Genomic DNA, 8,648 nt, shown 5'->3' on the forward strand with positions numbered 1-8,648 from the left:
GGCGGCATCGCCAAGGGACACCTGGTCCGCGAAGTCGACGCCCTGGGCGGCATCATGGGCGAAGTCACCGACGCTGTCGGCATCCAGTTTCGCCTGCTCAACACCTCGCGCGGCCCTGCCGTCTGGTCACCCCGCGCGCAATGCGACAAGCAGCAGTACCGCCTCAAGATGCGCCAGGTGCTCGAATCCCAGCCCCACCTCACCGTCAAACAGGCCGAGGTGGTGGATCTGATCGTCGAACGTTCCACCTCCCAAGCTGGTCATCCCGAGGAGCGCGGCGACGAGGGATCCCTGTGTCCACCACGGACGTGCCGGGGAGTAAGGCTCCACGACGGCCGCACCATCGGCGCTCAGGCGGTCATCATCACGACCGGCACCTTCCTCAACGGCCTGATTCACTGCGGCGAGCAGACTCATCCCGCCGGACGCGCCGGCGAACCGCCCTCGCAGCTCCTGGGCGAGGCGCTCAAGCTGCTCGGCCTGCGCGGCTGCCGCCTCAAGACCGGCACCCCGCCGCGCCTTGACGGCCGCACCATCGACTGGTCCGCCTTCCAGCAGCAACCCGGCGACCCTGAGCCCACGCCCTTCAGCTTCCGCACCCGCCGCATCACCCGCGAGCAGGTGCCCTGCTACCTCGCCTTCACCACCGCGGAGACGCATCGCATCATCGCCGAGAACGTCCATCGCTCGCCCATGTACAGCGGCCAGATCAAGTCCATCGGCCCGCGCTACTGCCCTAGCATCGAGGACAAGATCGTCAAGTTCCCGCACCACTCCCAGCACCAGATCTTTCTCGAGCCCGAGGGACTGGACACGCACTCCATCTACGTCAACGGCATGTCCACTTCCATGCCGGTGGACGTGCAACTGGCCATGATCAAGTCCGTCCCCGGCCTCGAACGCGCCGGGATGTTGCGTCCCGGCTACGCCATCGAGTACGACTCCATCGATCCCACCGAGCTGGAGCGGACGCTGGAGACCAAGAAGATCGCCGGGCTCTTCCTCGCCGGCCAGATCAACGGCACTTCAGGATACGAAGAGGCCGCCTGCCAGGGCATCATGGCCGGCATCAACGCTGCTCTCAAGGTGAAGGGCGAGCCGCCGCTCACCCTCGACCGCACCGAGGCCTACACCGCCATCCTCATCGACGACCTCATCTCCAAGGGCACCAACGAGCCCTACCGCATGTTCACCTCGCGCGCCGAGTTCCGCCTGCACCTGCGCATCGACAACGCCGACCGCCGCCTCACGCCCCACGGCCGCCGCGTCGGCTTGATCCCTGACAACGCCTGGCGCGACTTCCTCGCCAAGCAGGAGCGCATGCAGGCGCTCACTGCGCTCCTCGAAAGAACTCGCTTGAATAGTCAGATGTTGGAAAGGATCTCTTCTGAGAACCGAGAACTGACAACTGACAACTGGGAAGGCGGCACGCTCGCTCAGCTCCTCAAGCGCCCCGAGGTCCGCATCGAGCATCTCGCGCCTGTGCTGCGAAGCTCTGACCACTGGCCACCGACCACGGACCACTTGGAACTGAAGTCCGTGGAGACCGAAGTGAAGTATGAAGGCTACTTGCGCCAGCAGGAGCGCGCCATCGAGCGCCTGAAGAAGGCCGAGCAGCGCTCCATCCCCGATTGGTTCGATTACGCCAGCGTCAGCGGTCTCTCCCGCGAGATGAAGGAAAAGCTGCAGCGCGTCCGCCCGCGTACCATCGCCCAGGCTTCGCGTATTCCCGGCGTCACCCCCGCGGCGGTTTCCCTGGTGAACGTGTTCATCGAGATCCAGTCTCGCCGCTTCAGGGAATCACTGGCTGATTGATTCAATGATTCGCTGACTCAATCGCCTTTCACCGCGCTCTTCGCTCGCGCCACTTCGGGCCGTGTTGCCTGCTCACTGCCGCTGACTTTCAACAGCCGCCCGTAATACTTCTCTGCGCTTTCACTCTTCCCCGCCAGTTCCGCCGCGTGCGCCGCGCCGTACAGCGCGTTGAACCGGTCCGGCGAATCCTTCAACGTATCTTCATACTCGGCCAGCGCATGGGCCGGGCGCTGGAGTTCCATCAACAGGTCGGCCAGCATTTCGCGCGCCGGCACGATGGGCGGATACGCAATGGCTCCCAGCTCTCCTTCCTCCTCGCGCTCGGCCGCCGCCCGCAGTCGCTGTTCCGCCTCCTCCGATCTGCCTTCCGCCTGCGCCACCCAGGCGCGCGCCGTTTCCACTTCCAGGTCTCCCGGATGCCAGCCGTAGCCCGACGTATCCCCGCCGATGTCCCGCACGGCGGCTCTCAGCTTCGCCAGTTCCTTCCTGGCCAGCTCCGCGTCGCCGCTGCGCGCGGCGCCCACCGTCCGCGTCCAGTACACCAGGGCCTGAGGCTCGGCGCTGGCGCGCTCCGGCACCCACATCGCGGCCGCCTCGCCCCACTGCCTCCGCTCCAGCGCATATCGCGAGCCAATCAGCGCGTACCCGAACGCCGCCCGCCGCGCGCCGCTCTTCGCATCCTTCGCCATGGACTCCGCTTCCCGCGTCAGCCGTTCCGCCTCCTGCTCTTCCCCGCGCTGCAACGAGGCATACGCCGCATAGTCCATGGCGTGCAGCTTGTCGCCCAAGCCCTGCTTCCCCTGCGCCATCGCCGCGTCCGCCGCCTCGATGGCCGAACGATTCGACTTCTCCGACTCCTGCCACAATCCCAGCCGCGTGAAGATGTGGCTGGGCATATGCCGCGCGTGCGACGAGGCAGGCGCGATGGCCGCGTACCGCCGTGCCGCCTCGAGTCCCTGCTCCGCGATCCCTGGATGGTCGAAGCTGTGGATCAGGTAGTGGGCGATGCCGGGATGATTCGGCATCTCGGGCAGCAGCTCGTTCAGGATCCGTCCCGCTTTCTGCTGGTTCGCGTACGTCTTGTCCTTGGGATCCTCCGTCGCCAGGAGCGAAAGCGCGTAGAAGATCGCCGCTTCGCGGTCCTCGGGATTCTGTTCGTGCACCTTCGCCATAGCCTGCTCGTAGGCCAGCGCTCGCGTGCGGAAGTCTTTCGTTTCCCAGCCGCTGTAGAACGTCTTCAGCGCCGCGATGTACTGCTGCTCGCGCGGCGTCGCGGCCAACTTTCCCGCCTTCTCCAGCGACGCCAGGCCTCGCTTCAGCTCCTCTTTCTCCGGCGGATCCCACAGCGGATGCCACAGGCTCATGGCCACGCCCCAGTGCGCCATGGCGCACTTCGTATCCTGCTTGGCCGCGGCGGCGAACGTCCGCTCCGCCTCGCCGTACCAGAACGAATGCAGCAGCGCCACGCCGCGCTCCATCTGCTTCTCCACCGCCTCGGAACACGACGTGGGAAAGCTCACCGTGCCCAGCCCTTCCGCCGTCAACTCGTGCCCATGATGCCCTTCATCCGCCACCGCCGCCGGAGCCAGCAGCGCAACGCAGAGTACCCACCCCAAAGTTCTCATCTATTCCTTGCCTTCCTTAGTTGATTGTCATCCCGAGCGTAGCGAGGGATCTGTACTCACCGATTGATCTTTCTTGTCATCCCGAGGAGCGTAGCTACGAGGGAACCCTATACCCACTATAGCCGCCTCGGCTGACTCAGCACGCTTTCCTGCTTCCTGCGTCCTGTCGCCAGGCTCTGTGTCCCTCTGTGTCCTCTGTGGTTAAGGCTTTCGCTTTTCAAACACCACGCTGCAGCACGTCACCCCCGCTTCCGCCTTCAGCAACTCGGAAACGTCCACCGCCGCGACCTTGATGCCCCGCTGCTCCAGCCGCCGCAACGTCTTCGGGTACGCCGCCGGATAGACCACGGTACCATCGATCAGCAGCGCGTTCCCGCCGCCGGGCTCCGATTCATCCACTTCGACGAACTCAGCACCCCCGAACGCCCTTTTGTCCACCATCCGCGGATTGATCAGCAGCAGATTCTCTCCCACCTGCGTCACTGCCGTCTTCAGGTGCAAGCAGCCTTCGACCTCCACCGGCACGACGTTGTATCCGTGGGACTCTACCAGCTTCGCCAGTTGCTGAATGCCCGGGTCGTTGGTGCGCGCCGTCCGGCCCACGTAGAGGGTGCGTCCCAGGGTCAGCACGTCTCCGCCGTCCAGGGTGCCCGGTGCCGCAATGCGCTTCAGCTCGCGATAGGGCTCGAGCGCTCGCGCCACCGACTCCGCCTCCGCCCGCCGCGATTCCGCTCCCGGCCGCGTCACCACGGCCACCTCGTCCAGCGCCACCGCGACGTCTTCCACGAACACCGAGTCCGGCAGCTCGGGCTCCTCCGGCAGGCTCCGCACCTCGCAGCCCAATCCGCGCAGGCAGGCCTCGTATTGCGCATGCTGCTCCGCCGCCCGGCGCGCGTCGATCGGCTCGCGCTTCAGGTGCGTCAATTCGCACCGCCCGATTGCCCGGCTCACCGCGCGCGTGATCGCTATCCGCATGCTCTGGCTTCTCTTCGTGTCCCTCGTGTCAAACCTTCGTGTCCTTCGTGCTTCGCCTTCTCTTCATCCTCCGCCATGGGAGCCAAGCGTAGTGGGCACGCGAATTATAGCCGGAGCCTCGAACTGAACTTCACGTGCGCTGCCCCAAGAAGGGGTGGACAAACTCCAGACGACCCCACATTTCATCAACCCACTCCCCGCTCCGGGCATCTAATTCTTAAGAAGCGCAGAGGCGAACGAACGTCCTGACCAAGGACGGGAGGTGAGCGATGAGACACACATCCAGGGTTCGCGCGCCGGCACGCAACCACGGCCTGCGCACCGCTGTTATCAGTTCCGTGATCTCCGCCGTGCTGGCTTCGGCGCTGACTGCATTCGCCATGCCGCGGCTCATGAACCAGGACGACGGGCTGCTTAAGGACGCTCTGTACAACGGCTCTTATACTTCGCAGCCCTATTCCTACCAGCGCCCGCGCGTGGTTCGCACCGCCACTCGCACCGCGCCTGCCCCGGCTCCGGTGGTGTATCAGGAGCCTGTGCGCAAGCCACGCTCTACCGGTAAGTCGGTTCTGATCGTGGCCGGATCGGCTGGCGCAGGCGCCGGCATCGGCGCTCTGGCCGGCGGCAAGAAGGGCGCCGCCATCGGCGCCATCTCCGGCGGCGTGGCCGGCCTCGTCTACGACCGCCTCACCGCCAACCGCTAACCCCCGCCTCCCCCGGGAAACGAAAGCCTCCTTCTGCCCTCGCGGGCGAAGGAGGCTTTCGCATGTGTTTTCTGGAAACTGGAAACTCGAAACTGGAAGCTATCGCTTCATTTCCGCTTCTGCGTTCAGCACGAAATAGATGGGCGGCACGCTTTCCGGCTTGGCCGTGCGGTTCACCAGGAAGCGTTGCCCGTTGGGGGTGACGTCATAGGTGTAAAGATCGGTGGACGAAGCGCCTTCCCGCCCACGCGTGGTGAACAGCGCCTGCGGTCTTCCGCTTTCGAATGTCTGGCCCGCGCTCACCGCCACCGCCATGAGCGTGTTCTTGCGGTCCACGTAGAAGATCTCCTTGCCGTCCTGCCGCCAATGAGGCTCGACGCCGCCGCCCGCGGAGACCTGGAACTTCCCCTGCATTTCCGGATAGCGCGTCACGTACACTTCCCAGTTCCCGGTCTCGTTTGACATGTACGCCATCCACTTGCCGTCCGGCGACACTTGGCCGTTCGTTTCGCTTGCCGGGGTCGCCACTAACGGCCGCAGGCCTGGTTCCCCCGGAGGCACGGAAACGATGTTGCTGCCATTGGAATCTTGGAACGTGGCCACCACCGTACCGTTCGCCAGCCAGGAATTCGCCAGGATGTCCGAGCCGCCCGTCGCCAAGGCCCGCGACTCGGCCTTCTCCAATCCGCTGGTCGCCATGGTCACCAGTTGGGCCGCGTCCGACGTTGTCGTCCGGAACACAAGCTGCCGTCCATCCGGGGACCATGCGGGCGTCGCCTCCTCATTCTGTCCGAAAGTCATCCGGCGGCTCACATTCCTTGCCAGGTCGTAAACGTAGATGTCCACATTGCTGGTCGCCGGATCGCTGGCGTCGAACAGCAGCCGTCCGCCGTCCGGCGAAAGCCTCGGGTTCGCCTGCGACTGTACGGACCCCACCGTTCCCAGTTCCTTCCCGCTTCGGTCCACCCACGTGAACTGCGAAAGGTTCGGCTCCGTTCCCGTCTGGTACACCACCGTGCCGTTCTCTGCCGCCGCGAACGACCCCAGGTACAGCGAGGTCGAGTACTGCACGCCCTCAGCCAGCCGCTGCGCTTGGCTTCCCGCCTCCCCGCCGGCCGCGTTGAAGGGCAGCGCAATCAGTTGCCGGTCGCGCACCAGCAGCAGATGGCCCGAACGCAGATAGCGCGCATTCGAAGCCGCGCTCACCACCCGCTTGCTCTCCTTCGAATCCAGCGTGCCCAGGTAGATTCCGTTATTGGGGTCGTCCAACGTCGTGAAAACCGCCTGCAAGTACAGGTAGCGTTTGCCATCCGGCAGGAACTCCGGCCAGCGATGGCTGCTCGCGCCCGGCGGCAGCGTCGTGATCTGTGTTGCTTCGCCCCCACCGGCAGCGACCTTCCACAGCGCCCCTCCCGCGTCGGGCGCGTACACGATCACCCCCTGCGGGTTCCAGCTTCCGCCCCGTCCGGAAGGAGCATTGGCCAGCGCTTGCACCGACCCATCCTTCAGCGCCAGCCTCTTCAGCTTGTTGTCGGCAAAAAACCCGACGAACTGGCTGTCGGGCGACCAGAACGGATGCGCCGCGCCCTCCGTTTCCGGCAACGCCTTGATATCCAGGCTGCCCACCTCATTCAGCCATAGCACGGAGCGCCCCGTCCGCTCATCTGGCGCTACGAACGCCAGCCGCTTCCCATCCGGCGAGAGGGCCAGGTTCCGCGCCACCACCGAAACCGGCAACGCGAACCGCATGGCCGCGGTCGGCTTGGGCACGCGTTGGGAATACCCGTAACCCAGCGCCACGGCTGCTGCCAGCAAGAGCGCCGCCAGCCCCCACGCTGCCTGCTCCCGCCCCTTCCGCCGATGCGGCGCCGCGGCTGCCGCAATCGCGGTCGAAGAAACCCCGCCCTCCAGCAGCCACTGCAGTTGCAGCTTCAGGTCGTGCGCCGACTGGTAGCGCTCCTCCGGATCCTTCGCCAGGCAGCTCCGCACGATCCGGTCCAGAGCCGGCGGCCGCATCGCCTGCACGCTCGAAGGCGGCGCCGGGTCCGTCGCCAATATCGCCGCCACTACGCTGGCCTGCGTCTTGCCTTCGAACGCCCGCTTCCCCGCCGCCATCTCATACAGCACCGTACCCAGCGCGAAGATGTCCGAGCGCGAGTCCGCTTCCTTGCCCTCGATTTGCTCCGGCGCCATATAGTGGAACGTCCCCACGATCGTGCCCCGCGAGGTCAGCGGCTGGCTGATGGAGGGGGTTGTGGTCGGCGCCGTTACTTCGCTGGCCAGCGCTTCGGTGCCCTTGGCCAGGCCAAAGTCCAGCAGCTTCGCGCCGCCCTTCGTCAGCATGATGTTCCCCGGCTTCAGGTCGCGGTGCACCACTCCCTGCCGGTGCGCCTTGTCCAGCGCGTCCGCCACCTCCATCCCGATCTTCAGCAATTGCTCCGTGGGCAGAATCCCGCGCGCGATCCGTGCCGCCAGCGTCTCCCCTTCCAGGTACTCCATCACCAGGAAGTCCACCCCGTCCTGGTGCCCGACGTCGTAGAGGGTGCAGATATGCCCGTGCTGCAGCGAAGAAATGGCCTTGGCTTCCCGCTCGAAGCGCTGCTTCAGTTCAGGATTGGAGGAAAGATGCTGCGGCAGGACCTTGACCGCCACCGTGCGGTCCAGGCGCGTATCCCGCGCCCGATACACCTCGCCCATCCCGCCCGCCCCGATGGGTTCCAGGATTTCGTACGGACCTAGCTTCGTGCCGGAAGAAAGCCCCATGCCCGTCGCGCATTATAGTTGAGGCGCACGGTTCGCAGTTCACGTTCGTAGCTCGCAGTTCACGGATCCCGCACCTGCGACTACCTGATTCCCCCAGCCCCCGGCGCTGCCTACTTCGCCCCTTCCACTACAAACACCAGTCCGGACGCGCGTTTATACGTGTAGACGTACGATCGCTCGTCGTCCGACACCGAGGCCTGTCGTACCCTCAACACCCCGGAGCGGTCGCTCGGCGCCAGCGTGTGGATCAGCGAGCGTCGGCCGCTGCCCACATCCACACGTTGCACGCTGGCCGGAAGTCCTTCCGTGTCCGTCACTAGCCATGATCGTCCATCGGTGCTCCAGCCGATGAGCCCATCCTTGGCAGTCAGCCAGGGCACGGGTCGTGGCTCCCCTCCCTCCACTGGATACAGCAGGAATTCGTCCTCTGCCGAGCGCACCAGCACCAGCTTCCCGTCCGGCGACACCAGCCCCTGCACGGTTCCTTCCGGCGTGAGCGGCTTGGGTGGGCCCCCGGCGATCTCCTGGAGGTAACAACGCCCGGCGTGTCCTGGCTCGCTGCCGCACACCAGCAAGCGTTTCCCGTCCCGGAACCATTGGCCCCACGAGTAAGCGGCAAGGTCGCCGCGCTCCAGCTTCCGCACCTCCCCGGCTCCGGTCGGGTACAGCACCAGCGTCTCCGGCGTTCCAGGGACGTTCGCCAGCACCCAGGCCCCGTCCGGCGAGAAATCCAGGGGCACTCCTTCTCCCAGACGGAGCACCGGAG

The 8,648-nt window shown here is 65.7% G+C and carries 6 protein-coding genes; 2 read left to right on the forward strand and 4 right to left on the reverse strand.

The annotated features are described in order from the left end of the window. A partial coding sequence (mnmG, locus tag VLE48_11900) for a tRNA uridine-5-carboxymethylaminomethyl(34) synthesis enzyme MnmG (GenBank protein ID HSA93706.1) occupies positions 1-1,815 on the forward strand: 1,815 nt, incomplete at its 5' end. A gap of 17 nt (positions 1,816-1,832) precedes the next feature. Here the strand turns inward: mnmG and VLE48_11905 are convergent. Then, positions 1,833-3,440 carry a hypothetical protein gene (locus VLE48_11905; GenBank protein ID HSA93707.1) on the reverse strand — a complete coding sequence of 536 codons (1,608 nt, stop codon included), beginning with the start codon at positions 3,438-3,440 and terminating at the stop codon, positions 1,833-1,835. A gap of 201 nt (positions 3,441-3,641) precedes the next feature. Next, positions 3,642-4,415, reverse strand: a complete 774-nt coding sequence (locus VLE48_11910) for an arginine deiminase family protein (GenBank protein HSA93708.1) — start codon at positions 4,413-4,415, stop codon at positions 3,642-3,644. Positions 4,416-4,684: 269 nt separating this feature from the next. On the opposite strand from VLE48_11910, the gene VLE48_11915 reads away from it, so the two are divergent. Further along, complete coding sequence (locus VLE48_11915) at positions 4,685-5,119, forward strand: hypothetical protein (GenBank protein HSA93709.1); 435 nt, start codon at positions 4,685-4,687, stop codon at positions 5,117-5,119. Between the two features lie 99 nt (positions 5,120-5,218). On the opposite strand, the gene VLE48_11920 is transcribed toward VLE48_11915, so the two are convergent. Together VLE48_11920 and VLE48_11925 are read right to left on the reverse strand one after the other, a co-directional pair. After that, entirely contained in the window at positions 5,219-7,882 is a 2,664-nt protein-coding gene (locus tag VLE48_11920; GenBank protein ID HSA93710.1) for a protein kinase, read from the reverse strand. A 110-nt stretch (positions 7,883-7,992) separates the two neighbouring features. Continuing rightward, the coding region (locus VLE48_11925) for a hypothetical protein (protein ID HSA93711.1) at positions 7,993-8,648 on the reverse strand (656 nt) is incomplete at its 5' end.

The sequence above is a fragment of the Terriglobales bacterium genome (assembly GCA_035454605.1).
Classification (GTDB): domain Bacteria; phylum Acidobacteriota; class Terriglobia; order Terriglobales; family Acidobacteriaceae; genus DATMAB01.